This is a genomic window from Escherichia coli DSM 30083 = JCM 1649 = ATCC 11775 (assembly GCF_003697165.2).
GTDB lineage: Bacteria > Pseudomonadota > Gammaproteobacteria > Enterobacterales > Enterobacteriaceae > Escherichia > Escherichia coli.
On record NZ_CP033092.2, the window covers coordinates 4004329 to 4026861 of the forward strand.

Consider the following 22533-nt stretch of genomic DNA (forward strand, 5'->3'; position numbering starts at 1 on the left):
AGTCGGCATAAATTTCCTGCAAGGACTGGATATGCTGATTCTTATTTCACCTGCGAAAACGCTTGATTACCAAAGCCCGTTGACCACCACGCGCTATACGCTGCCGGAGCTGTTAGACAACGCCCAGCAGCTGATCCATGAAGCGCGGAAACTGACGCCCCCGCAGATTAGCTCCCTGATGCGCATCAGCGACAAACTGGCGGGTATCAACGCCGCTCGCTTTCATGACTGGCAGCCAAATTTCACACCGGAGAATGCCCGCCAGGCAATTCTGGTGTTTAAAGGTGATGTCTACACTGGCTTGCAGGCCGAAACCTTCAGCGAAGACGATTTCGATTTTGCCCAACAGCATTTGCGAATGCTTTCCGGCTTGTATGGCGTACTGCGCCCGCTCGATTTAATGCAGCCTTATCGTCTGGAAATGGGGATACGTCTTGAGAATGCCCGAGGGAAAGATCTGTATCAATTCTGGGGAGATATCATCACCAACAAGCTGAACGAGGCGCTCGCAGCACAAGGCGATAATGTGGTGATAAATCTGGCGTCAGATGAGTATTTTAAATCGGTGAAGCCGAAGAAATTGAATGCCGAGATTATCAAGCCAGTGTTCCTCGATGAGAAGAACGGCAAATTTAAGATAATCAGCTTCTACGCTAAGAAAGCACGCGGTCTGATGAGTCGTTTCATTATTGAAAATCGGCTGACCAAACCAGAGCAACTGACTGGTTTTAATAGCGAAGGTTACTTCTTTGATGAAGCTTCCTCCAGCAATGGCGAACTGGTGTTTAAACGCTACGAGCAGCGTTAAGTTTGTAGTCAATGCCGGATGGTAATCCGGCATTGATATTTAGCGATGATGTTTGTCCGGCTCCGGACGATGATCGCCACGATGATCATTGTGCTTGTTATGGCGCGGCGATGGCGGCGGTCCATATGGGTGCCAGCGATTGCCTCGCCATTCATAATGTTGTTTCCACCAGCCGTGGTCGCGCCAGTGACCGCCATCCCAGTAATAGCCACGATTATCACGATCGCCTATCTGTAATTTTACTGACGGGACTAGCGTAATTTCCGCAGCCTGCGCTGCCATGGGAGCGACCAGAACCAGGGAAAGTGCGAGTACGATAGATTGCATCTTTTTCACAGGTTACTCCTTTTATCATTGCCCGTTATGGGTCGATATCCGGAGATTACGCGATGAGAACGGCAGTTGTTATTCTCCGCAATCCTAATCTCTAAGTTACCGCATTTATTGAGAATTTCTCCTTTTTCCCTGTCGTTTTTCTCCATATTTTCTTCATAAAAAAGCCGGGCTGCATAAAAGCAAACCCGGCCTGATTGAGATAATGAATAGATGTTACTGATGATTCATCATCAATTTACGCAACGCAGCAAAATCGGCGGGCAGGTTATGCGAAAGCAAGGGTAAATCAGCACGTTCTGCCAGCTCTTTTGGCAGATCCAACGTTTCACCGAGAATCGCTTCCACGCTCTCTTTAAATTTCGCCGGATGCGCGGTGCCGAGGAACAAGCCATATTCGCCTGGATTCAACTGGTCACGCAGCGCACGATAAGCTACGGCAGCGTGCGGCTCCGAGGTATAGCCCAGTTCTTTTAACTCACGCATTGTCTGTTGCGTGGTTTCATCATCCACGGCTGCATACCCCAGCTCTTTCAGTTGCCAGATTTTGCGGCGGAACAACTCTTCCACACGCGGCCAGTTGTTTGGCTGGCTAACATCCATCGCATTGGATAACGTCGCCTGAGTCGCTTTGGGTGACCACTGACCGTCGTGCAGGAAACGTGGCACGGTATCGTTCACGTTGGTCGCAGCAATAAAACGTTTCACCGGCAGACCGAGTGACTTCGCCAGCAGACCCGCCGTCAAATCGCCGAAGTTTCCGCTTGGCACCGAGACAACCAGCTGGTTGCGCGCTTCCTGCGGCAGCTGCGCAACAGCTTCAAAGTAGTAGCAAATCTGCGCCAGCAAACGGCTGATGTTAATGGAGTTAGCAGAGTTTAGCCCCAGCGCCACTTTCAGTTCTTCATCATCAAACGCCTGCTTCACCAGCGCCTGACAGGCATCGAAATCGCCGTCGATGGCAACAGTTTCGATATTGCCGCCCAATGTACAGAACAGTTTTTCTTGCAGTGGACTGATTTTGCCTCGTGGATAGAGGATAACCACTTTCACATTCGGTAAACCGTAGAAAGCATGAGCCACTGCCGCTCCAGTATCACCGGATGTCGCGGTCAGAATGGTCACTGGCTTATCGCCCGCAATATGGGTCAGTATTTGTGCCATAAAGCGACCGCCGAAATCTTTAAATGCCAGCGTTGGCCCGTGGAACAATTCCAGACAACCGACATCGCTTTCAACATTGGCGACCGGAGCCGGGAAGGCAAACGCCGCGCGTACGCGCTCTTCCAGGATTTCCTGCGGGATTTCATCACCAATAAACGCCGAGAGGATCTTCGCACTGCGGGTGACAAAATCCAGCTTCAGCATCTCATCAATTTCAGTCAGGCTGAATTCCGGCAGGTCGTGCGGGAAAAACAGCCCCTGATTTTTGCCCAACCCCTGGGTTACGGCTTGCGCAAAGCTGACCTGCTCATTGTGATCTTTCAGATTGTAGAGTTTCATTTAGTTTTCCAGTACTCGTGCGCCCGCCGTATCCAGCCGGCAAATATGAACAAAACCTTCCTGATTTTGCAGGTAGTTTTTACCCAACCAGTCGGCAACGCGCTGGGCGGTATCCGGCTTGTCACACAGAGCGAACAAAGTCGGGCCGGAGCCGGAGATACCGCTCGCTACCGCGCCGATTTCCGCAACCGCCTGCCGCGCCTGCCGGAAGCCTGGCAGTAACCGTTCACGGTAGGGTTCAGCGATAACATCTTTCATCAGCTTCGCGGCAAGCTCAGGCTGACGGGAATAGCAGGCGTGAATGAAGCCTGCCAGATGTCGCCCGTGCGCAATGCAATCCTGGCGGCGATACTGCGCCGGTAAAATAGCCCTGGCTTCTGCCGTCGAGACTTTAATCCCCGGATACGCCAGCACCCACAGCCACTCATCAAACCCTGGCACTTGCTGACTGATGATGTCGTTTTCTTCAATCATCAACTGCATACCACCAAGAAAACACGGTGCCACGTTGTCGTAATGAATGCTGCCGGAGATACGCCCTTCCAACTCGCCCATCAAAGCCAGCAAACGAGTGTCATTAAGCGGCTTGCCGCAGTGTTCATTCATCGCCATCAGCGCCGCGACCACTGAACAGGCGCTGGAGCCTAAGCCCGAACCGATCGGCATATTCTTTTCCAGAGTCATCGCCACTGGAATTTGCTTGCCAAGCTCCTGGCAAAAACGCTCCCAGCACTGATAAACGATATTTTCCCGTGGCTCTGACGGCAGCTTATCGGCAAAGCGTCCGAGGTTGTTGAGACTGAATGTCTCTGCCGCCTCAACCGTGACTACATCTCCGAGCAATGCACCATCAACAGGTGTCACCGCCGCCCCGAGCACATCAAACCCGACGCTCATATTGGCACTGGAAGCCGGGGCATAAACTTTAACCATGTCAGACTCCTAACTTCCATGAGAGGGTACGTAGCAGATCAGCAAAGACACCGGCAGCTGTAACGTCATTGCCCGCACCATATCCGCGCAGTACCAACGGCAGCGGCTGATAATAGTGGCTATAGAAGGCCAGGGCGTTTTCGCCATTTTTCACTTTGAACAGCGGATCATTACCATCCACTTCGGCAATCTTCACGCGGCAGACGCCATCTTCATCAATATTGCCAACATAGCGCAAAACTTTTCCTTCATCACGGGCCTTCGCCACACGCGCGGCAAAGAGATCGTCGAGCTGTGACAGATTCGCCATAAAAGCGGCGACATCACCCTCGGCGTTAAACTCTGCGGGCAGCACAGGTTCAATTTCAATATCCGCCAGCTCCAGTTCACGTCCCGTTTCACGAGCGAGAATCAATAGCTTACGCGCCACATCCATACCAGAAAGATCATCTCGCGGGTCCGGTTCGGTATAACCCATTTCCCGCGCCAGTGTGGTCGCCTCGGAGAAACTCATGCCTTCGTCTAACTTGCCGAAGATATAAGAAAGCGAACCTGAAAGAATGCCGGAGAACTTCATCAATTCATCACCAGCATTGAGCAGATTTTGCAGGTTCTCGATAACCGGTAATCCAGCCCCAACGTTGGTGTCATAGAGGAATTTACGCCGCGATTTTTCCGCCGCATAACGCAACTGATGGTAGTAATCCATCGACGAGGTGTTGGCCTTTTTGTTCGGCGTAACAACGTGGAAACCTTCGCGCAGGAAGTCGGCATATTGATCCGCCACTGCCTGGCTGGAAGTACAGTCAACAATGACCGGGTTCAGCAGATGATATTCTTTCACGAGGCGAATTAAGCGCCCGAGATTAAACGGCTCTTTGGCTTGCGCCAGTTCTTCCTGCCAGTTTTCCAGATTAAGGCCATGTACATTGGTGAGCAGTGCCTTCGAGTTAGCAACACCGCAGACACGTAAGTCGATATGTTTATTCTTCAACCAGCTTTGCTGACGCTTCAGTTGCTCCAGCAGCGCACCGCCAACGCCACCGACGCCAATCACAAACACTTCGATAACCTGATCGGTATTGAACAGCATCTGATGAGTAACGCGCACGCCAGTGGTCGCATCATCGTTATTGACCACGACAGAGATTGAGCGTTCAGAAGATCCCTGAGCAATGGCGACAATGTTGATATTGGCGCGGGCCAGCGCGGCAAAGAATTTCGCCGAGATCCCACGTAAGGTGCGCATACCATCACCTACCACCGAGATAATGGCCAGCCGTTCCGTCACCGCCAACGGCTCCAGTAAGCCTTCTTTCAGTTCCAGGTAGAACTCTTCCTGCATTGCCCGTTCAGCTCGCACACAGTCGCTTTGCGGAACGCAGAAACTGATACTGTATTCGGAAGATGATTGCGTAATCAGCACCACGGAAATACGGGCGCGTGACATCGCTGCAAAGACGCGCGCCGCCATGCCAACCATCCCTTTCATCCCCGGGCCGGAAACGCTGAACATTGCCATGTTATTCAGATTGGAAATGCCCTTGACCGGTAATTCGTCTTCATCACGGCTGGCACCAATGAGCGTACCTGGAGCTTGAGGATTTCCGGTATTTTTAATCAGGCAAGGGATCTGAAACTGGGCGATGGGGGTGATGGTGCGGGGGTGAAGAACTTTAGCGCCGAAGTAAGAAAGCTCCATCGCTTCCTGATAGGACATCGACTTCAACAACCTCGCATCGGGCACCTGACGCGGATCGCAGGTATAAACACCGTCAACATCCGTCCAGATCTCGCAACAATCGGCGCGTAAACAGGCCGCCAGCACCGCAGCGGAGTAGTCGGAACCGTTGCGTCCCAGAACCACCAGCTCGCCTTTTTCATTACCGGCAGTGAAACCAGCCATCAGCACCATGTGGTCAGCCGGAATGCGGCTTGCCGCAATACGGCGGGTGGACTCAGCAATATCAACGGTAGATTCGAGGTAATGCCCCACTGCAAGCAGTTTTTCGACCGGATCGATAACGGTAACGTTGTGACCACGCGCTTCTAACACGCCGGCCATAATGGCGATCGACATTTTCTCGCCACGGCAAATCAGCGCAGCGTTGATGCTATCCGGGCACTGCCCCAACAAACTAATGCCATGCAGGACATGTTTTATTTGGGCAAATTCCTGGTCGACGAAAGTTTTCAATTGTGCCAGCGGAAATCCCGGCTGGGCGGCGGCGAGTCCCGTCAGAAGTTCGGCAAAAATACGTTCGGCATCGCTGATATTGGGTAAAGCATCTTGGCCGCTAATGGTTTTTTCAATCATCGCTACCAGATGGTTGGTAATTTTGGCGGGGGCAGAGAGGACGGTCGCCACCTGCCCCTGCCTGGCATTGCTTTCCAGAATATCGGCAACCCGCAGAAAACGTTCTGCATTTGCCACTGATGTACCGCCGAACTTCAACACTCGCATGGTTGTTACCTCGTTACCTTTGGTCGAAAAAAAAGCCCGCACTGTCAGGTGCGGGCTTTTTTCTGTGTTTCCTGTACGCGTCAGCCCGCACCGTTACCTGTGGTAATGGTGATGGTGGTGGTAATGGTGGTGCTAATGCGTTTCATGGATGTTGTGTACTCTGTAATTTTTATCTGTCTGTGCGCTATGCCTATATTGGTTAAAGTATTTAGTGACCTAAGTCAATAAAATTTTAATTTACTCACGGCAGGTAACCAGTTCAGAAGCTGCTATCAGACACTCTTTTTTTAATCCACACAGAGACATATTGCCCGTTGCAGTCAGAATGAAAAGCTGAAAATCACTTACTAAGGCGTTTTTTATTTGGTGATATTTTTTTCAATATCATGCAGCAAACGGTGCAACATTGCCGTGTCTCGTTGCTCTAAAAGCCCCAGGCGTTGTTGTAACCAGTCGACCAGTTTTATGTCATCTGCCACTGCCAGAGTCGTCAGCAATGTCATGGCTCGTTCGCGTAAAGCTTGCAGTTGATGTTGGTCTGCCGTTGTGTCACTTTTCGCCGGTTGTTGTATTAATGTTGCTAATTGATAGCAATAGACCATCACTGCCTGCCCCAGATTGAGCGAAGGATAATCCGCCACCATCGGCACACCAGTAAGAACGTCAGCCAACGCTAACTCTTCGTTAGTCAGCCCGGAATCTTCGCGACCAAACACCAGAGCGGCATGGCTCATCCATGAAGATTTTTCCTCTAACAGCGGCACCAGTTCTACTGGCGTAGCGTAGTAATGATATTTCGCCCGACTGCGCGCAGTGGTGGCAACAGTGAAATCGACATCGTGTAACGATTCAGCTAGTGTCTTGAAAACTTTAATATTATCAATAATATCACCAGATCCATGTGCGACCCAACGGGCGACTGGCTCCAAGTGTGCCTGACTATCAACAATCCGCAGTTCGCTAAAACCCATCGTTTTCATTGCCCGCGCCGCTGCCCCAATATTTTCTGCTCTGGCGGGTGCAACCAGAATAATCGTTATACGCATATTGCCACTCTTCTTGACCAAATAACCGCGAACAGGGTGATCATTGTCAACTTATTACGCGTTGCGAATTTACAAATTCTTAACGTAAGTCGCAGGAAAAGCCCTTTGCTTAGCTTAAAAAAAGCTAAACTATTTCCTGACTGTACTAACGATTGAATTGTTAAAAAATGCTACATATCCTTCTGTTTACTTAGGATAATTTTATAAAAAATAAATCTCGATAATTGGATTCACCACGTTTATTAGTTGTATGAAGCAACTAGTTGGATTATTAAAATAATGTGACGAAAGCTAGCATTTAGATACGATCATTTCATCAAACTGTTAACGTGCTACAATTGAACTTGATATATGTCAACGAAGCGTAGTTTTATTGGGTGTCCTGCCCCTCTTAGCCTGTTATATTGCTGTTAAAATGGTTAGGATGACAGCCGTTTTTGACACTGTCGGGTCCTGAGGGAAAGTACCCACGACCAAGCTAATGATGTTGTTGACGTTGATGGAAAGTGCATCAAGAACGCAATTACGTACTTTAGTCATGTTACGCCGATCATGTTAATTTGCAGCATGCATCAGGCAGGTCAGGGACTTTTGTACTTCCTGTTTCGATTTAGTTGGCAATTTAGGTAGCAAACATGCAGACCCCGCACATTCTTATCGTTGAAGACGAGTTGGTAACACGCAACACGTTGAAAAGTATTTTCGAAGCGGAAGGCTATGATGTTTTCGAAGCGACAGATGGCGCGGAAATGCATCAGATCCTCTCTGAATATGACATCAACCTGGTGATCATGGATATCAATCTGCCGGGTAAGAACGGTCTTCTGTTAGCGCGTGAACTGCGCGAGCAGGCGAATGTTGCGTTGATGTTCCTGACTGGCCGTGACAACGAAGTCGATAAAATTCTCGGCCTCGAAATCGGTGCAGATGACTACATCACCAAACCGTTCAACCCGCGTGAACTGACTATTCGTGCACGCAACCTGCTGTCCCGTACCATGAATCTGGGTACTGTCAGCGAAGAACGTCGTAGCGTTGAAAGCTACAAGTTCAATGGTTGGGAACTGGACATCAACAGCCGTTCGTTGATCGGCCCTGATGGCGAGCAGTACAAGCTGCCGCGCAGCGAGTTCCGCGCCATGCTTCACTTCTGTGAAAACCCAGGCAAAATTCAGTCCCGTGCTGAACTGCTGAAGAAAATGACCGGCCGTGAGCTGAAACCGCACGACCGTACTGTAGATGTGACGATCCGCCGTATTCGTAAACATTTCGAATCTACGCCGGATACGCCGGAAATCATCGCCACCATTCACGGTGAAGGTTATCGCTTCTGCGGTGATCTGGAAGATTAATCGGCTTTACCACCGTCAATAAAAACGGCGCTTTTTAGCGCCGTTTTTATTTTTCTACCTTATTTCCAGATACGTAATTCATCGTCCATGGTAACTTCTTTACTGGCTTTCATTTTCGGCAGTGAAAACGCATACCAGTCGATATTACGGGTCACAAACATCATGCCGGCCAGCGCCACCACCAGCACACTGGTTCCCAACAACAGCGCGCTATCGGCAGAGTTGAGCAGTCCCCACATCACACCATCCAGCAACAACAGCGCGAGGGTAAACAACATGCTATTACGCCAGCCTTTCAATACCGCCTGCAAATAAATACCGTTCATTAACGCCCCAATCAGACTGGCGATTATCCATGCCACGGTAAAACCGGTATGTTCAGAAAGCGCCAGCAAGAGCAAATAAAACATCACCAATGAAAGCCCCACCAGCAAATATTGCATTGGGTGTAAACGTTGCGCGGTGAGCGTTTCAAAAACAAAGAATGCCATAAAAGTCAGCGCAATCAGCAGAATGGCGTACTTAGTCGCCCGGTCCGTTAATTGGTATTGATCGGCTGGCGTCGTCACTGCGACGCTAAACGCGGGGAAGTTTTCCCAGCCGGTATCATTGCCTGAAGCAAAACGCTCACCGAGATTATTAGCAAACCAGCTACTTTGCCATTGCGCCTGAAAACCTGACTCGCTAACTTCCCGTTTGGCTGGTAGAAAATCACCTAAAAAACTGGGATGCGGCCAGTTGCTGGTTAAGGTCATTTCGCTATAACGCCCGCCAGGCACCACAGAAAGATCGCCGGTACCGCTTAAATTCAGCGCCACATTCAGCTTCAGGTTCTGCTTGCGCCAGTCCCCTTCGGGTAAAGGGATATGCACGCCCTGCCCGCCTTGCTCTAACCCGGTGCCGGGTTCAATGGTCAGCGCCGTACCGTTAACTTCAGGCGCTTTCACCACACCAATACCACGCGCATCCCCGACGCTAATCACAATAAATGGCTTGCCTAAGGTGATATTTGGCGCGTCGAGTTCGCTAAGACGCGAAACATCGAAATCGGCTTTTAGCGTTAAATCACTGTGCCAGACCTGACCGGTATAGATGCCTATCTTGCGTTCTTCCACATTCTGATTGCCATCAACCATCAATGACTCAGGTAACCAAAAATGAATAAAACTTCGTTTCCGCTCCACGGTTTTATCGTCTTCCTGCACCGTATAAAGCTCGGTCACAGGAATAGCGATGAGCGGCCCAACGAGTTTTTGCGGCCCGCTGGTACTTTGGCGAATCACATCTTCCACATCGCTACGGTAATCGGCACGTTCGACAATCACCTGCCGAATCAGCATTATCGGAATCAACAACAGCAATACTGCACCAAACAAGGTGGTCATTTTCCAGAACAGGGGGGATTTCAACATAGTCTTCTCCTTTGCAATGACAGCAGGATACGAAGGCTATGTGGGAAGAATTTGAAGCTATGTGAAGTGACGGTGAAGTCGAAGCGAGGCCAGCACGCCACCTTCCTGCACGTTGCGCAGCGTGACTTCGCCGTTAAACAAACGGGCGACCTCACTGACAAACGCCAACCCCAGACCGCTGCTTTTTTGCCCATTTGCACGCGGCAAAGAGTAAAAGCGTTCAAAAATACGTGACAGCGCGTAGTCAGGAATCCCACTACCGGTATCCAGCACCTTAAGGGTGACGTATTCCTGATCCACTTCGGCGCTTAGCGTTATGCAACCGCTCTCGGGAGTAAAATCGATGGCGTTATCCAGTAAATTCCCCAGCGCCTGCTCCAGTAACGCCGGTTCAGAAGCAACGTTAACCTCAGTAGGCATAACATGCAAAGTGATGTTTTTTTCTGCCAACTGCACGGTGCGCGCTTCGCTGACGCGGCGAAATAATGCCGCCACATCAACAGCAGTCAGAACGACTTCCTGACGATTCTCCAGTCTTGCCTGGCGTAGTAACGTTTCCACCAGTGCCTGCATTCGCGCATTTTGCGTCAGAATGTTGTCGGTAAAACGAGCCACCACTTCCGGCGGCGGACCTTCGCGTAAAATTTCCGCCGCGCCACGAATCGCCGCCAGTGGGCTTTTTAGCTCATGAGTTAACGCATAAACATACTGCTCAATATAGTTTTTCCCTTCCAGCTTCACGCGCATACTTTCCAGCGCCTGCGCGAGTTTACGCAACTCGCTACTACCGAGATCGGGGAGAGGAACGGGCTTATTGTCAGTGACGGAATCAGCATAGCGAGTGAGCCTGGCAATAGAGCGGTTGATCCACCAAACCATGCCTGCGCCAATCACCAGTGCAATCCCCAACAAAATGGCGCTGGCCCATAAAATTCGCCGCTCGCTACGCTTAATGACCGGAGCCATCGCCGCGTTCGGTTTGCCTACGCTCAAAACGCCAATAAGCCGCGAGCCGTCCATAATCGGCGCGGCAACATACATCACAGAACTTTCGGGATCGGCAGGATTTTGCAACGTGCTGCGCGCACCATACTGACCACGCAACGTTAGCCAGACGTCATTCCAGCGCGAATAATCCTGTCCAACGGCTTTATTTGCCGAATCGAACAATACTTTGCCCTGCGCATCGGTCATATAGACATGATATTCGTTGCGCACTTTGTTAATGCCACCGATATTGGCGCGAAACGGGCGATGTTGTAGCTGATTAAACGCCTGCGCCAGTTGCCCATGCGTTGGGTCCCCAGAGAGCAAATCGGGACGCGCCAGCTCCGCCAGCAACGTTGCGGTGTCGATTAACGTCCCCTCGGTTGCTCTTCGCACGCCCGGTTTAACTTCTTTGACAAAAATAGCCAGTACGAACCAGGCCGCCACCGCCACCAGTAAAAAATAGCCCAGCAACAACCGCATGCCGATACGCATTACAGGCCCCTCAGGCTATATCCCATGCCGCGATGAGTATTAATCGGTGAAAGATCGGGGTTGATGGCGCGCAGCTTGGCACGCAGCGTTTTAATGTGGGTATCGACGGTGCGATCGTAGGTGTCCTGCGCATCTTCCCACACGCTATCCATCAGTTGCTGGCGGGACCAGACGCGGCCCGGCGACTTGAGTAACGTCTTCAGCAATAAAAACTCATACCGCGTCAGCGTTAATGGCGTGTCAAACCAGCTGATCTGCGCCGCAGGTTCATTCAATTCAAAATGACCAATACGGATAACGGGAGACGGAGTCGAGAACTTCTTCACCCGACGCAGTAAGGTGCGCACTCTGGCGCACACTTCGCGAGGTGAAAACGGTTTAGCCACGTAGTCGTCAGCGCCAATTTCCAGCCCAAGCAGGCGATCGACCTCTTCACTTCGGGCCGTCAGGAACAGTACAGGTAACGCCGGATGGAGCGCCAGTAACTGGCGGCACAATTCAAAGCCGCTGATATCAGGCAAACCAACATCGAGAATCATGACATCGGGAACCTGCTGGCGAGCTTTATCCAGCACTGGCAAGCCTCGCTCAAAGACCTCGACGTCAAAACCTTCCTGTTGCAACATGTAGACCAGCGTATCGGCTATCCCTTGCTCGTCTTCGACTAACCAGACCGTTTCCCGTTGCATAAATCGCCTCTGTTATTGCCGCCACGGCATGACAGGAACCGCGCTAATCGCGTTTTTCGGCGAACCTTCTACAACTTTGTCGGAGTAAGCCAGATAAGCGAGCGCGTTGCGTTTAGCGTCATAAAAGCGCACGACCTGTAACGACTTAAAGACCAGGGACGTGCGTTTTTTGAATACTACCTCGCCCTGAGCTTTGCCGTTTTTAATACGATCCGACAATTCAATCGGCCCGACTTGTTGACAAGAAATGGCCGCATCGGAGGTATCTTCTGCCAGGCCCAATCCCCCTTTAATACCACCGGTTTTCGCCCGGCTCACATAACAGGTGACATTTTTCACATCGGGATCGTCAAAGGCTTCAACAACAATTTTGTGATCCGGGCCGATCATTTTAAATACGGTGTCGACCGAACCAATCTCTTCTGCATGAGCCAATGGCCCCAGCATTATCAGGCTTAAAGACAGGATTAAATGCTTGTATTTCATATCGTTACCATTTTTATCTATTACACGAGCAATTAGTTCGTCACGGTAAATAACATATTGATTAAGAACAAAATCTCAATACTTTTATTTCCGTCAAGACCTAAAACATACTCGACTAAGAAAAAAACACTGAATGCTAAAACAGCAAAAAATGCTATTATCCAATTACCTGATGTCAGGTGCTCGTTGTTGAAAGGATGAGGATATTTTATGGATCAGGCCGGCATTATTCGCGACCTTTTAATCTGGCTGGAAGGTCATCTGGATCATCCCCTGTCGCTCGACAATGTAGCGGCGAAAGCAGGTTATTCCAAGTGGCACTTACAGAGAATGTTTAAAGATGTCACTGGCCATGCTATTGGCGCGTATATTCGTGCTCGTCGTTTGTCGAAATCGGCGGTCGCACTACGCCTGACTGCGCGTCCGATTCTGGACATCGCGCTGCAATACCGCTTCGACTCTCAACAGACATTTACCCGCGCTTTCAAGAAGCAGTTTGCCCAGACTCCTGCACTTTACCGCCGTTCTCCTGAATGGAGCGCCTTTGGTATTCGCCCGCCGCTGCGTCTGGGTGAATTCACTATGCCAGAGCACAAATTTGTCACCCTGGAAGATACGCCGCTGATTGGTGTTACCCAGAGCTACTCCTGTTCGCTGGAGCAAATCTCTGATTTCCGCCATGAAATGCGCTACCAGTTCTGGCACGATTTTCTCGGCAACTCGCCAACCATTCCACCAGTGCTTTACGGTTTGAACGAAACACGTCCGAGCCAGGATAAAGACGACGAACAAGAGGTGTTCTACACCACCGCGTTAGCTCAGGATCAGGCAGATGGCTATGTACTGACTGGGCATCCGGTGATGTTGCAGGGCGGCGAATATGTGATGTTTACCTATGAAGGTCTGGGAACCGGCGTGCAGGAGTTTATCCTGACGGTATACGGAACGTGCATGCCAATGCTTAACTTGACGCGCCGTAAAGGTCAGGATATTGAGCGATACTACCCGGCAGAAGATGCCAAAGCGGGAGATCGCCCAATTAATCTGCGCTGTGAACTGCTGATTCCGATCCGTCGTTAACGCTGCAGCTCATCTAATGCAGGGGCGTCCAGATGCGAGATGTCCCCTGCGGTTTCAACCACCCAGCCAGACGCCAGCCACAAGCTTTCCTGATAATCCACGCGCGAAATAGAACAGTTACGCAGACGTAAGCGGCGCTCTGCCCATGCTGGTAATCCGAGAATCGTACTCACCAGGCATCCCAGTGCAATACCATGGCTCACCAGTAGCGGTCGGCTTCCCTGCGGTAAGTCCCGGCAAGATTCCAGTGCCGCATTAACGCGATCGCTGAGCTCCTGCATTGACTCGCCTTCAGGAATACGCCCGTCAACGGTGCCATTGACCAGCTGCCGACGCCAGTTCTCTTCTTCTTCGGTGAGTGAATCGATATTTCTTGTTTCCAGTACACCCATATTTAATTCACGCAGGCGAGAATCAAAGATGATGTCACAGCCGCAGGCCTGGGCGATGATTTCCGCCGTGCGCCGGGTCCGTCCTAAATCGCTACTGATGATATGCGTAATGCCAAGCTCTTTGGCACGGGTTGCCACCTGCATCGCCTGTTGCTCACCTTTGGCGGTCAGCGGGCTGTCAGACTGGCCCTGAATACGTCGCTCGGCGTTCCACTGCGTTTCACCGTGGCGGACTAGGTATACCTGTAACATGCTTTTTTTCCGTATACTGCTGTAACGTTAATTTTCTGAGTAATGCTGATTATGCACCAAGTTGTCTGTGCGACCACCAATCCCGCTAAAATTCAGGCCATTCTGCAGGCATTTCACGAGATCTTCGGCGAAGGATCCTGCCATATTGCATCCGTTGCCGTCGAGAGCGGTGTACCGGAACAGCCCTTTGGCAGTGAGGAAACGCGCGCTGGCGCACGAAATAGGGTAGCCAATGCCCGCCGTTTACTTCCTGAGGCTGATTTTTGGGTGGCGATTGAAGCTGGCATCGATGGTGACAGCACTTTCAGTTGGGTGGTGATTGAAAACACCAGCCAGCGCGGCGAGGCGCGTTCGGCTACTTTGCCGTTGCCTGCGGTGATTCTGGAAAAAGTGCGTGAAGGTGAGGCGCTTGGTCCCGTGATGTCGCGTTATACCGGTATTGATGAGATTGGTCGTAAGGAAGGGGCGATCGGCGTGTTTACCGCCGGGAAACTCACTCGCACCAGCGTCTATCACCAGGCGGTGATCCTGGCGCTGAGTCCGTTTCATAATGCCGTGTATCAGCCATTGCAGGCCTGATTAGGCGTTCACGCCGCATCCGGCATTCGGTGCACGATGCCTGATGCGCCATGTCCTATCAGGCCTACAAAATCAATCGCTTTTCAGCAACACGTCTTCCAGCCACTGGCGCAGCTCGACGGGCGCGGCTTTCAGACTATTAGATCCACGCGTAATCGTCGCGATGCCCGCGCCGAGTTCATTTTTTAACTCACGCTGGCTCATTTCGCCGCGCAACAGCTCTTCGACAATACGCACGCGAGTCCCCAACGCTTCGCGCTCATCTGGCGTCAGCATCAGGTTTAACAACGGTAAATGGAGATCGTTTTGGTAGGCATTCTTAAGCAGGTCGACAAAACGTAACCACTCCTGGTGACGCTGTTCTGCCATCGCTGCTGAATAGGGTGATTGTTGGGCCATAGTATGTCGCCATTGTTAGCGGGGGAAGCAAAATGCCTCCCCCGGTTGTACTCGCTAAAGAGTACGATAGCATATCATAAACGTGTGGATCAGTAACGACGTCCCCATTCCGTGGCGCTCATCAACGTCGGTTTATCCCCCATGAAATAGCGGTAGTAAGCGTCATAAGCCAGCACGTTTTTCACATAACCGCGCGTCTCGGAGAATGGAATACTCTCGACAAATGCCACTGCGTCGATACGCCCTGCGCTGTTGCCAAGCCAGGTTCGCACCCGCCCTGGCCCGGCGTTATAAGCTGCTGAGGAGAAAATACGGTTATTGCCAAACTGCTGATAAACATATTGCAGGTAACTGGTGCCAATGTTGATGTTTGTTTCCGGATCCAGCAATTGCCCAGGGCTGCTATAACCGGGAATAGAGAACATCTTCACCGTATGGGTCGCGGTACCAGGCATAATCTGCATCAGGCCGCTGGCCCCTACCGGTGATTTCACTTTCGGATTCCAGGCACTCTCCTGACGGGCAATCGCCATCGCATAGCTTTGCGGGATCTCCTTACCACTGGTGTAGCGTTTGAAAAGATCGTTGTAAGCCAGCGGGAATCGCTCTTCCAGATGATCCCACAGCTTCCCGGCGATCGTTGCCTGAACGCTAAGATCCCACCATTGGTTATTGAAAGCATACCGAGCCAGTTGAGCCTGCTCTGTTTTTGACTTGCTCTTCACCAGATTGGCCCACTCGCTACGCGCGGTGTTATCGAGATTCCAGTACATCAACTCGCGCACGCGCGCCATCTCCGGCCCCTGAGTCAGGGCGCTGTCAACATTCTGCGGCGCTTTATCAATCTTCAGCTCATACTCTTCGCCGATGCGTTGTGCAGCAACCATCGGGTAGAAACCACGCTGTTGCATGAGTTGATGCAAAATCTCTTTTGCTTCAGCTTCACGTCCGCGTTCCAGCAATAAATCCGCCTGCCAGTAACGCCATTCATCTTTCTCTTTCGCTTCCATAGGCAGACGCGCCAGCCAGGTATTCAGGCCGCGACGATCGCCGGTGCCAAGCGCCATTCGCACACGGCGTTCAATAAGCGAAGTAGATTGCGAACGCATAATCGCGTCATCGCGCCATTTCGCCTGCTCGTCGGTGACATCGTTGCCCATCAAACGCCATGCGACAATATCGCGCAGCTCCTGAATCTGATCTTCATTAAGCTGCTGTGCCTGAGCAAGCGACGGGATCATCAGCCGTGCATTTTCAGCATCCTGCCGCGCCACACTGGCAAACGCCACCGCCGCCATTTGACGGGTAAAATCGGTCGCGCCGGTTGTACGCGCGAAGGTCAGTACCGTATTAGGGTTGTTCGCCAGTGAAATGATTGCCGAAGCGATAGTCTGGTAATCGGCAGGCATCTGCCCTGCCAGCACTGTTACCAGGCCGGTGTTACCCGCTTTCATCGCCAGACGGATACGCTCTAAATACGCCAGCGGATCTTGTTTACCTGACGCACGCCAGACGCTAAATAACTTGTCACAGGCGTTAGGCTGGCTCTTGCCGGTTAGCCACAGCTCTTTCGCCCCTTGCCAGGCTTCTTCACTCTGCCCGGTGTTCCATTTCGCATAGTAGTAATTACATTGCGCTTCGGTAGTTCCGGGCTTTTCCGGGCTAAAGGCTAACAAGCCACGCCAGTCTTCACGCCGCGCCAGTTCATTGACGAAACGAGATTGCAGCGTGCGAGCGGGAGGAAGCGTGGGGTTAGCGCGAACAAAGTTAGTGACCGTCACCGCCGGTTGATTCATCAGGTCATCAGTGATCTGGCGGTATTCCAGGTAGGGATAAAGTGGGTAATCTTTCAGTCCAGGCATCATTTGTTCGACCACATCCATTTGTCGATTATCCCAGGCCTGCTTGATTTGCGCGTAACGACTACGCTGCTCATCCAGTGAGTCGGCTCGCGCCACGCTGCTGACCGTCAGCAGACAGACACCGACAGCCAACAGCCGCCAGGTAACGTGTTTGGCTTTTTCCACAAGCGCATCCTCTAAGTGTCAATACATCAATGCAGCGTCATGCCGCGTAATAGATTTATGCTAACCAGTCATTGCCGTTTACGCCACGTTACGGACACTTTTTTACTTTTACGGGGTGATCGACTGGCTGGGATTAGACAGGGAAACAGGCTACACTTCGCCTTTGAAAACTCATCATCACGATAAACATAGAGGCGAAGTCCAACGTGGCTCAATTCGTTTATACCATGCATCGTGTCGGCAAAGTTGTTCCGCCGAAACGTCATATTTTGAAAAACATCTCTCTGAGTTTCTTCCCTGGGGCAAAAATTGGTGTCCTGGGTCTGAACGGCGCGGGTAAGTCCACCCTGCTGCGCATTATGGCGGGCATTGATAAAGACATCGAAGGTGAAGCACGTCCGCAGCCAGACATCAAGATTGGTTATCTGCCGCAGGAACCGCAGCTGAACCCGGAACACACCGTTCGTGAGTCCATTGAAGAAGCGGTTTCTGAAGTGGTTAACGCCCTGAAACGCCTGGATGAAGTGTATGCGCTGTATGCCGATCCGGATGCCGATTTTGACAAGCTGGCCGCTGAACAAGGCCGTCTGGAAGAGATCATTCAGGCTCACGACGGTCACAACCTGAACGTTCAGCTGGAGCGTGCGGCGGATGCGCTGCGTCTGCCGGACTGGGACGCGAAAATCGCTAACCTTTCCGGTGGTGAGCGTCGTCGCGTGGCGTTGTGCCGCCTGCTGCTGGAAAAACCAGACATGCTGCTGCTCGACGAACCGACCAACCACCTGGATGCGGAATCCGTAGCGTGGCTGGAACGCTTCCTGCACGACTTCGAAGGCACCGTGGTGGCGATTACCCACGACCGTTACTTCCTCGATAACGTTGCGGGCTGGATCCTCGAACTTGACCGCGGTGAAGGTATTCCGTGGGAAGGTAACTACTCCTCCTGGCTGGAGCAGAAAGATCAGCGTCTGGCGCAGGAAGCTTCACAAGAAGCGGCGCGTCGTAAGTCGATCGAGAAAGAGCTGGAGTGGGTACGTCAGGGAACTAAAGGCCGTCAGTCAAAAGGTAAAGCACGTCTGGCGCGCTTTGAAGAACTCAACAGCACCGAATATCAGAAACGTAACGAAACCAACGAACTGTTTATTCCACCTGGACCGCGTCTGGGCGATAAAGTGCTGGAAGTCAGCAACCTGCGTAAATCCTATGGTGATCGTCTGCTGATTGACTCCCTGAGCTTCTCGATCCCGAAAGGAGCGATCGTCGGGATCATCGGTCCGAACGGTGCGGGTAAATCGACGCTGTTCCGTATGATCTCTGGTCAGGAACAGCCGGACAGCGGCACCATCACTTTGGGTGAAACGGTGAAACTGGCGTCGGTTGATCAGTTCCGTGACTCAATGGATAACAGCAAAACCGTTTGGGAAGAAGTTTCCGGCGGGCTGGATATCATGAAGATCGGCAACACCGAGATGCCAAGCCGCGCCTACGTTGGCCGCTTTAACTTTAAAGGGGTTGATCAGGGTAAACGCGTTGGCGAACTCTCCGGCGGTGAGCGCGGTCGTCTGCATCTGGCGAAGCTGCTGCAGGTTGGCGGCAACATGCTGCTGCTCGACGAACCAACCAACGACCTGGATATCGAAACCCTGCGCGCACTGGAAAACGCCCTGCTGGAGTTCCCGGGCTGCGCGATGGTTATCTCGCACGACCGTTGGTTCCTCGACCGTATCGCCACCCACATTCTGGATTACCAGGATGAAGGTAAAGTTGAGTTCTTCGAAGGTAACTTTACCGAGTACGAAGAGTACAAGAAACGCACGCTGGGCGCAGACGCGCTGGAGCCGAAGCGTATCAAGTACAAGCGTATTGCGAAGTAATGCGTAAAATGCCGGATGCGGCGCACCAGCATCGCATCCGGTATTAGTTAAATGATTAATGGGAAGCAAGTTCCCGGAAAAAGGCAGGATTTTCTTTAATTGTGGCAAGTACTTTTGCAGCCAATCCCGTAGGATTTCTTCGCTTCGATTCCCAGCTTTTAATGGTATCCACACTGGTTCCCAGAGCTTTTGCCATCTCACTTTGAGAAACGTTGAGTTGCTCACGAATAGCTTTAACATCCGCAATTTCGTAGCGGGTCACCCGTGCAGGTTCTTTTAAACCTTGTTTAATCTCGACAGCCTCTTCCAGAGAGGTTTTCAACTCATCAAAAAAACTCATTTTATATCTCGCCTTTGAGCAGTTTCGTCAACTTCTTTAGTTGAGCTTTTTCCGTATCTGTCAGACTATCTTTGGCATTTTTCGGATAGGCCATAATCAAATAAATAATCTCTTCCGTCGCCAGAAAGTAAATTATTCTGACACTGCCACTTTTTCCCTGTGAACCCGCAGCCATTCGGACTTTACGCAATCCACCAGTCTGCTGAATGAGATCACCTTTATCGGGAGTTCCGATGAGTTCTTTTTGTAATTCCTTTAATTCATCATCGGTTGCAATCTGCTTGATCTGACGCGTAAACATTGGCGTCTCTATAAATATTATCGCCTTACCCATTCCCCCTCCCTGGCAGGTACATTGTACACCGAAATGGAGTACTAAGTACACTTTTGAATCAGTAATCCCACTCAACATCTTATAAAGATGATTATCTTTGCTCCCCCATCATCTCCCGCACCAGCTCCACGCAGCGCAGGAAACGGCTGTCGTAATCGTCCTCTTCAACCCGCACGAATTCGATATTGTTCTCTTCCAGCATCTCCACCAGCAAGTTCTGGAACTCTTTGCGATCCACCGAACTGCCGAGGCTGCGTAAACCATCCGCCACCCACGGCGTGTTGTTCTCCAGCAGGATCACCAGATCGAAACGGTACTCATCAATCAACGCCTGCACGAACGGATGCTCACGCCCTTCGTACTTTTTGCAGAACGCCTGGGTAGTGACAAAATCGGTGTCGATAAACGCCACTTTATTGGCATATTTCACTGCAAAATCAATATATTGCGCATGTCCCAGCGCGATTTTATCGTAGTCGGAATACTGCAACGCGATCTCATCGCCACCGAGGTGCGAAAAGACATAATCACGACCATATTCCCACGCACTGGTAGTGTTGAAGATATTGGCAAGTTTGTTTACCAGGGTGGATTTACCGCTCGATTCACCACCGAGGATCGCCACGGTACGCACAAAGAATGGCTTCACTTCCGTAGGAATATATTCCCAGTAGCGGAACGGGTTTTCGCGGATCTGCGCACCGCTGATACTCATAAAGGTACGCTTCGGATCGACCAGCACCGTCTCGATCCCCAGATGTTCCATATACTGCGGCGCATCGGCTTCTTCCGAGGTGTAGATCAGGTCCGGCTGAATGCCTTTTTCGGCCATAAACTTTTTGATGCCGTTGCTCCACACATCCCAGCCGTGTGGATACGGTTCCATGCCCTCTTCGTTAAAAGCATGAATGCGGATATTTTTTTGATACTTAAAGGTCTGCAATAACCAGCGCAGACGATCCGGCACGGTTGGCTGCTGCGACATGGCGCTGTCTTCGAACAATGCGCGGTCGCGGGTATCGTCAAAACCCATAATGATATGCAGCTCGTCAACCTGGCTACAGGCGCGCTGGATAAGGTAGATATGTCCAGTATGCAGCGGGTAAAACTTACCGAATACGACACCGATCGTTTTCTTCTGCCGGGGAAATTCAAGTCCCAAATAACGGTGCAATGCCTCCAGCTTTTGTGCGCTGGGGCTTTTAATTTTGGCATTCAGTAACTGGCTTAAATACCCTTTGGTCATACCGCTGGCATCAGCTACCTGCTGTAGAGTGCAGCCCTGTTGCTTGATGGCAGTTTTCAGGTAATCAAATGACGACATATCTCCCTCCGTATCTCTCATTATAAGTCGTCGAACACGCTAAGCGCGTCGGAGAGTTTTTTAACGCCAAAAATCTGCATCCCTTCCGGCGCTTTTTTCGGCACGTTAGCTGCCGGAACAATTGCCCGGCGAAAACCGTGTTTCGCCGCTTCTGAGATTCGTTCCTGGCCGCTGGGCACCGGGCGGATCTCCCCTGCCAGCCCGACTTCACCAAACACCACCAGATCCTGCGGTAGCGGTCTGTCACGCAGGCTGGAAACCATCGCCAGCAGTAACGCTAAATCGGCACTGGTTTCCGTCACCTTCACGCCACCGACCACGTTAACAAACACATCCTGATCGGCCATTTGTAGACCACCGTGACGGTGAAGCACCGCCAGCAGGATTGCCAGACGGTTTTGCTCCAGCCCGACTGCCACGCGGCGTGGATTCGCCATCATCGAGTGATCGACGAGCGCCTGAATCTCCACCAGCAGCGGACGCGTTCCTTCCCACACTACCATCACTGAGCTACCGGAGGTCACTTCATCGCCGCGACTTAAGAAAATTGCCGAAGGGTTGCTGACTTCACGCAGCCCCTGCTCGGTCATTGCGAAGACACCCAGCTCATTCACCGCGCCGAAGCGGTTTTTATGGCTGCGTAAGGTGCGAAAACGTGAGTCGGCATCACCATCCAAAAGCACCGAACAGTCGATACAGTGTTCCAGCACTTTAGGGCCAGCCAGCGAGCCATCTTTGGTTACGTGCCCGACCATGACAATCGCCACACCGCGCGTTTTGGCGAAGCGCGTCAGATAAGCCGCCGTTTCACGCACCTGTGCCACGCTGCCAGGCGATGATTGTACATCCGCCATATGCATCACCTGGATGGAGTCAATTACCATCAGCTTCGGTTGCTCTTCTTCGGCAATCAGGCAGATCTGCTCGATGCTGGTTTCCGACAGCATATTAAGATTGTCAGTCGGCAGGCCAAGGCGATGAGCGCGCATTGCCACCTGTTGCAGCGACTCTTCGCCGGTGACATACAGCGTTTTCATCTGCTGCGCCAGTTTGCACAGCGTTTGCAACAGCAGCGTGGATTTCCCGGCACCTGGGTTACCGCCAATCAGAATGGCACTTCCCGGCACCACGCCGCCGCCTAGTACGCGGTCGAACTCTTTAAATCCGGTGGAAAAACGCGGCAGCTCTTCAAGGCTGATGTCGGAAAGTTTCTGGACTTTTGCCACTCCGGCGCTACCGGCATAGCCACTGAGACGCTCGTTACGCGCCACCGTTGGCGACGCAGCAAGACGCACCTCGGTGATGGTGTTCCAGGCATGACAGGCGCTGCACTGCCCCTGCCAGCGCGGATAATCGGCCCCGCATTCATTACAAACAAAGGCGCGTTTTGGAGCTTTTGCCACGGTGTACCTCGTTAATGCTGT

General features: G+C 51.6%; 23 protein-coding genes and 1 other annotated feature. Of the genes, 5 read left to right on the top strand and 18 right to left on the bottom strand.

Features of this window, described 5'->3' with window-relative positions; translation table 11 throughout:
- The first annotated feature begins 31 nt into the window (after nucleotides 1–31).
- Complete coding sequence (gene yaaA / locus EAS44_RS20610) at nucleotides 32–808, top strand: peroxide stress protein YaaA (protein ID WP_000906189.1); 777 nt, start codon at nucleotides 32–34, stop codon at nucleotides 806–808.
- 39 nt (nucleotides 809–847) lie between these two features.
- Here the strand turns inward: yaaA and EAS44_RS20615 are convergent, their stop codons facing one another.
- The 7 genes from EAS44_RS20615 to yjjY all read right to left on the bottom strand — a co-directional run bounded on the left by EAS44_RS20615 (nucleotide 848) and on the right by yjjY (nucleotide 7627).
- Complete coding sequence (locus EAS44_RS20615; RefSeq protein ID WP_000738733.1) at nucleotides 848–1144, bottom strand: DUF2502 domain-containing protein; 297 nt, start codon at nucleotides 1142–1144, stop codon at nucleotides 848–850.
- Between the two features lie 213 nt (nucleotides 1145–1357).
- Nucleotides 1358–2644 carry a threonine synthase gene (gene thrC, locus EAS44_RS20620; RefSeq protein WP_000781042.1) on the bottom strand — a complete coding sequence of 429 codons (1287 nt, stop codon included), beginning with the start codon at nucleotides 2642–2644 and terminating at the stop codon, nucleotides 1358–1360.
- The gene (gene thrB / locus EAS44_RS20625) at nucleotides 2645–3577 is read right to left on the bottom strand and encodes a homoserine kinase (RefSeq protein ID WP_000241660.1); all 933 of its coding nucleotides are present in this window, start codon (nucleotides 3575–3577) and stop codon (nucleotides 2645–2647) included.
- Nucleotide 3578: 1 nt separating this feature from the next.
- Nucleotides 3579–6041 carry a bifunctional aspartate kinase/homoserine dehydrogenase I gene (thrA, locus tag EAS44_RS20630; RefSeq protein WP_001264707.1) on the bottom strand — a complete coding sequence of 821 codons (2463 nt, stop codon included), beginning with the start codon at nucleotides 6039–6041 and terminating at the stop codon, nucleotides 3579–3581.
- Nucleotides 6042–6066: 25 nt separating this feature from the next.
- Nucleotides 6067–6186 (bottom strand) — a sequence feature (Thr leader region).
- The gene (gene thrL, locus EAS44_RS20635) at nucleotides 6122–6187 is read right to left on the bottom strand and encodes a thr operon leader peptide (RefSeq protein WP_001386572.1); all 66 of its coding nucleotides are present in this window, start codon (nucleotides 6185–6187) and stop codon (nucleotides 6122–6124) included. Its footprint overlaps the feature before it by 65 nt.
- A gap of 213 nt (nucleotides 6188–6400) precedes the next feature.
- On the bottom strand, nucleotides 6401–7087 hold the full coding sequence (gene yjtD / locus EAS44_RS20640) for a tRNA/rRNA methyltransferase (protein ID WP_001223199.1): 687 nt from the start codon (nucleotides 7085–7087) through the stop codon (nucleotides 6401–6403).
- 399 nt (nucleotides 7088–7486) lie between these two features.
- Nucleotides 7487–7627 carry a protein YjjY gene (gene yjjY / locus EAS44_RS20645; protein ID WP_001295754.1) on the bottom strand — a complete coding sequence of 47 codons (141 nt, stop codon included), beginning with the start codon at nucleotides 7625–7627 and terminating at the stop codon, nucleotides 7487–7489.
- A 95-nt stretch (nucleotides 7628–7722) separates the two neighbouring features.
- On the opposite strand from yjjY, the gene arcA reads away from it, so the two are divergent.
- A complete protein-coding gene (arcA, locus tag EAS44_RS20650; RefSeq protein ID WP_001194358.1) occupies nucleotides 7723–8439 on the top strand; it encodes a two-component system response regulator ArcA in 717 nt (238 codons plus the stop codon).
- 59 nt (nucleotides 8440–8498) lie between these two features.
- Here the strand turns inward: arcA and creD are convergent, their stop codons facing one another.
- The 4 genes from creD to creA are packed head-to-tail and all read right to left on the bottom strand — an operon-like array spanning nucleotide 8499 to nucleotide 12508.
- Nucleotides 8499–9851 (bottom strand): cell envelope integrity protein CreD, encoded by a 1353-nt coding sequence (creD, locus tag EAS44_RS20655; protein ID WP_000920363.1) that lies wholly within the window; start codon nucleotides 9849–9851, stop codon nucleotides 8499–8501.
- 57 nt (nucleotides 9852–9908) lie between these two features.
- Entirely contained in the window at nucleotides 9909–11333 is a 1425-nt protein-coding gene (gene creC, locus EAS44_RS20660; protein WP_001219586.1) for a two-component system sensor histidine kinase CreC, read from the bottom strand.
- Nucleotides 11333–12022, bottom strand: a complete 690-nt coding sequence (creB, locus tag EAS44_RS20665) for a two-component system response regulator CreB (protein ID WP_001188687.1) — start codon at nucleotides 12020–12022, stop codon at nucleotides 11333–11335. The genes creC and creB overlap by 1 nt, the downstream gene beginning before the upstream one ends.
- Before the next feature lie 12 nt (nucleotides 12023–12034).
- Nucleotides 12035–12508, bottom strand: a complete 474-nt coding sequence (gene creA, locus EAS44_RS20670) for a protein CreA (RefSeq protein WP_000875487.1) — start codon at nucleotides 12506–12508, stop codon at nucleotides 12035–12037.
- Between the two features lie 210 nt (nucleotides 12509–12718).
- Here creA and robA point away from each other — a divergent pair, with 210 nt between their 5' ends.
- On the top strand, nucleotides 12719–13588 hold the full coding sequence (gene robA / locus EAS44_RS20675; RefSeq protein WP_000371658.1) for an MDR efflux pump AcrAB transcriptional activator RobA: 870 nt from the start codon (nucleotides 12719–12721) through the stop codon (nucleotides 13586–13588).
- On the opposite strand, the gene gpmB is transcribed toward robA, so the two are convergent.
- A complete protein-coding gene (gpmB, locus tag EAS44_RS20680; protein WP_000942350.1) occupies nucleotides 13585–14232 on the bottom strand; it encodes a 2,3-diphosphoglycerate-dependent phosphoglycerate mutase GpmB in 648 nt (215 codons plus the stop codon). The genes robA and gpmB overlap by 4 nt on opposite strands.
- A gap of 51 nt (nucleotides 14233–14283) precedes the next feature.
- Between gpmB and yjjX the strand changes: the two genes are divergently transcribed.
- On the top strand, nucleotides 14284–14811 hold the full coding sequence (yjjX, locus tag EAS44_RS20685) for an inosine/xanthosine triphosphatase (protein WP_001339518.1): 528 nt from the start codon (nucleotides 14284–14286) through the stop codon (nucleotides 14809–14811).
- Nucleotides 14812–14883: 72 nt separating this feature from the next.
- On the opposite strand, the gene trpR is transcribed toward yjjX, so the two are convergent.
- Together trpR and sltY are read right to left on the bottom strand one after the other, a co-directional pair.
- The gene (trpR, locus tag EAS44_RS20690; protein ID WP_000068677.1) at nucleotides 14884–15210 is read right to left on the bottom strand and encodes a trp operon repressor; all 327 of its coding nucleotides are present in this window, start codon (nucleotides 15208–15210) and stop codon (nucleotides 14884–14886) included.
- Between the two features lie 89 nt (nucleotides 15211–15299).
- Nucleotides 15300–17237 carry a murein transglycosylase gene (sltY, locus tag EAS44_RS20695; RefSeq protein WP_000409429.1) on the bottom strand — a complete coding sequence of 646 codons (1938 nt, stop codon included), beginning with the start codon at nucleotides 17235–17237 and terminating at the stop codon, nucleotides 15300–15302.
- A gap of 206 nt (nucleotides 17238–17443) precedes the next feature.
- On the opposite strand from sltY, the gene ettA reads away from it, so the two are divergent.
- A complete protein-coding gene (gene ettA, locus EAS44_RS20700) occupies nucleotides 17444–19111 on the top strand; it encodes an energy-dependent translational throttle protein EttA (protein ID WP_000046754.1) in 1668 nt (555 codons plus the stop codon).
- A gap of 55 nt (nucleotides 19112–19166) precedes the next feature.
- On the opposite strand, the gene nadS is transcribed toward ettA, so the two are convergent.
- The 4 genes from nadS to radA form a co-directional block, all read right to left on the bottom strand.
- Nucleotides 19167–19451 (bottom strand): NadS family protein, encoded by a 285-nt coding sequence (gene nadS, locus EAS44_RS20705; RefSeq protein ID WP_000007436.1) that lies wholly within the window; start codon nucleotides 19449–19451, stop codon nucleotides 19167–19169.
- A 1-nt stretch (nucleotide 19452) separates the two neighbouring features.
- On the bottom strand, nucleotides 19453–19785 hold the full coding sequence (locus tag EAS44_RS20710; protein ID WP_000513550.1) for a type II toxin-antitoxin system RelE/ParE family toxin: 333 nt from the start codon (nucleotides 19783–19785) through the stop codon (nucleotides 19453–19455).
- Nucleotides 19786–19876: 91 nt separating this feature from the next.
- Nucleotides 19877–21109, bottom strand: a complete 1233-nt coding sequence (nadR, locus tag EAS44_RS20715) for a multifunctional transcriptional regulator/nicotinamide-nucleotide adenylyltransferase/ribosylnicotinamide kinase NadR (protein ID WP_000093834.1) — start codon at nucleotides 21107–21109, stop codon at nucleotides 19877–19879.
- A 20-nt stretch (nucleotides 21110–21129) separates the two neighbouring features.
- On the bottom strand, nucleotides 21130–22512 hold the full coding sequence (gene radA / locus EAS44_RS20720; protein WP_001029698.1) for a DNA repair protein RadA: 1383 nt from the start codon (nucleotides 22510–22512) through the stop codon (nucleotides 21130–21132).
- Between the last annotated feature and the right edge of the window lie 21 nt (nucleotides 22513–22533).

What these genes read in the sequence shown, in the direction of transcription:
- yjjX (WP_001339518.1), top strand. Translation starts at nt 14,284, where the DNA reads ATGCACCAAGTTGTCTGTGCGACCACCAATCCCGCTAAAATTCAGGCC.
- creB (WP_001188687.1), bottom strand. Translation starts at nt 12,022, where the DNA reads ATGCAACGGGAAACGGTCTGGTTAGTCGAAGACGAGCAAGGGATAGCC.
- thrB (WP_000241660.1), bottom strand. Translation starts at nt 3,577, where the DNA reads ATGGTTAAAGTTTATGCCCCGGCTTCCAGTGCCAATATGAGCGTCGGG.
- yaaA (WP_000906189.1), top strand. Translation starts at nt 32, where the DNA reads ATGCTGATTCTTATTTCACCTGCGAAAACGCTTGATTACCAAAGCCCG.
- nadR (WP_000093834.1), bottom strand. Translation starts at nt 21,109, where the DNA reads ATGTCGTCATTTGATTACCTGAAAACTGCCATCAAGCAACAGGGCTGC.
- yjtD (WP_001223199.1), bottom strand. Translation starts at nt 7,087, where the DNA reads ATGCGTATAACGATTATTCTGGTTGCACCCGCCAGAGCAGAAAATATT.
- EAS44_RS20710 (WP_000513550.1), bottom strand. Translation starts at nt 19,785, where the DNA reads ATGGGTAAGGCGATAATATTTATAGAGACGCCAATGTTTACGCGTCAG.
- creA (WP_000875487.1), bottom strand. Translation starts at nt 12,508, where the DNA reads ATGAAATACAAGCATTTAATCCTGTCTTTAAGCCTGATAATGCTGGGG.
- creD (WP_000920363.1), bottom strand. Translation starts at nt 9,851, where the DNA reads ATGTTGAAATCCCCCCTGTTCTGGAAAATGACCACCTTGTTTGGTGCA.
- arcA (WP_001194358.1), top strand. Translation starts at nt 7,723, where the DNA reads ATGCAGACCCCGCACATTCTTATCGTTGAAGACGAGTTGGTAACACGC.
- nadS (WP_000007436.1), bottom strand. Translation starts at nt 19,451, where the DNA reads ATGAGTTTTTTTGATGAGTTGAAAACCTCTCTGGAAGAGGCTGTCGAG.
- robA (WP_000371658.1), top strand. Translation starts at nt 12,719, where the DNA reads ATGGATCAGGCCGGCATTATTCGCGACCTTTTAATCTGGCTGGAAGGT.
- thrC (WP_000781042.1), bottom strand. Translation starts at nt 2,644, where the DNA reads ATGAAACTCTACAATCTGAAAGATCACAATGAGCAGGTCAGCTTTGCG.
- yjjY (WP_001295754.1), bottom strand. Translation starts at nt 7,627, where the DNA reads ATGACTAAAGTACGTAATTGCGTTCTTGATGCACTTTCCATCAACGTC.
- creC (WP_001219586.1), bottom strand. Translation starts at nt 11,333, where the DNA reads ATGCGTATCGGCATGCGGTTGTTGCTGGGCTATTTTTTACTGGTGGCG.
- trpR (WP_000068677.1), bottom strand. Translation starts at nt 15,210, where the DNA reads ATGGCCCAACAATCACCCTATTCAGCAGCGATGGCAGAACAGCGTCAC.
- thrA (WP_001264707.1), bottom strand. Translation starts at nt 6,041, where the DNA reads ATGCGAGTGTTGAAGTTCGGCGGTACATCAGTGGCAAATGCAGAACGT.
- gpmB (WP_000942350.1), bottom strand. Translation starts at nt 14,232, where the DNA reads ATGTTACAGGTATACCTAGTCCGCCACGGTGAAACGCAGTGGAACGCC.